The organism is Cytobacillus praedii, from assembly GCF_001439605.1.
GTDB lineage: Bacteria > Bacillota > Bacilli > Bacillales > Cytobacillaceae > Cytobacillus > Cytobacillus praedii.
The window spans coordinates 1-1,415 of sequence record NZ_LMBX01000059.1; the positions used below are offsets into that span (position 1 = coordinate 1).

At 42.5% G+C, this 1,415-nt stretch carries 2 protein-coding genes; both read left to right on the forward strand.

Annotation, left to right across the window (positions count from 1 at the left end; genetic code table 11):
* Positions 1-557, forward strand: a 557-nt coding sequence (locus ASU02_RS25400; RefSeq protein ID WP_157684566.1) for a helix-turn-helix domain-containing protein, incomplete at its 5' end; no start/stop codon positions are given.
* A complete protein-coding gene (locus tag ASU02_RS25405; RefSeq protein WP_131239745.1) occupies positions 458-1,384 on the forward strand; it encodes an IS3 family transposase in 927 nt (308 codons plus the stop codon). The genes ASU02_RS25400 and ASU02_RS25405, both read left to right, overlap by 100 nt.
* Positions 1,385-1,415: the final 31 nt, after the last annotated feature.

The window sequence follows — 1,415 nt, forward strand, 5'->3', positions numbered from 1 at the left end:
CGGATGACTTTAAGGCGATGGTGGTGCAGGAATACCTCAGGGGGACGATTGGCTATAAAGTATTGGCAGAAAAACATGGCATAAAGTCAAAGAATCAGATTGTTGACTGGGTAAATGCATATAAGAAATTTGGAATCGAAGGATTATTTCGTAAAAGAAGGCACGAGGTTTATTCTGTTCAATTCAAGCTGGATGTATTAAGCTTTATGAAAAGAACAGGCGCTTCACATGCAGAAACGGCACTTCACTTCGGATTGACGAATCCATCGATGATAGGTGATTGGAAGAAGAAATTCCTTGAAGGCGGTGCTGAAGCCCTGGACTACCCGAAAGGACGGCCAGTCATGTCTGATAAAGCGAAGAACGTTAAGAAGAACCAGAAGCCAACACAACAGGATGAAATGACGCGTGAACAGAAGTTAGAACAGGAAAATGAACTCCTCCGTTTAGAGGTAGAATACCTAAAAAAGTTGCGAGCTTTTCAGATGGATCCGGAAGGCTATCTCGAAAAGCACAAACAGCGCTATCATTCGAACTCAAAGAAGAATTCCGACTGAAGGACGTACTTCGGATTGTCGGCATTCCTGAGTCATCTTATCACTATCATGTAAAACAAATGAAACGGGAAAATCCTAACCAAGAGTTGGGGGAAACGATTCAATCTATTTTTGAAGAACACAACGAAAATTATGGTTATCGCAGGATTCAACTAGAATTGAAGAATCGAGGCATCATAGTGAATCACAAAAAAGTGCAACGTATTATGCGAGAACTAGGATTGAAAGGCAATAAATTCACCCGGAAATCGCGTCGTTATAGTTCGTACAAGGGGACCATCGGTACAGTGGTGAAAAACCGTATTCACCGCCGTTTCAATACTACAATCCCATGTCAGAAACTGACCACAGATATTACAGAATTCAAGTGTACGGATGGCCTAAAGCTCTATCTTAGTCCAATGATGGATATGTATAATGGAGAGATTCTTTCGTATGGCATCGGTATGCGCCCGACGCTTGACTTTGTGATGAAACCCTTAGATGAAGTCCTTGACATCGTAAAGAACGCAAAATACCGGACTACCATCCACTCGGATCAAGGCTGGCACTACCAGCACGAAAAATGGGTTGGGACCTTAAAAGAACACAAAGTATTCCAAAGTATGTCACGAAAGGGGAACTGTCTGGACAACGCCCCCATGGAGAATTTCTTTGGATTACTGAAACAGGAGATGTATTATGGTGAACCACTGCGCACTTTTGAGGAACTGAAACGAGACATCGAGGCTTACATCCAGTATTACAACAACGAACGGATCAAACAGAAACTGGCTGGCATGAGTCCAGTTCAATACCGTCTTCATACCAGCCAACTAGCTGCGTAATATAAAACTCTAACTTTTAGGGGTCACATCA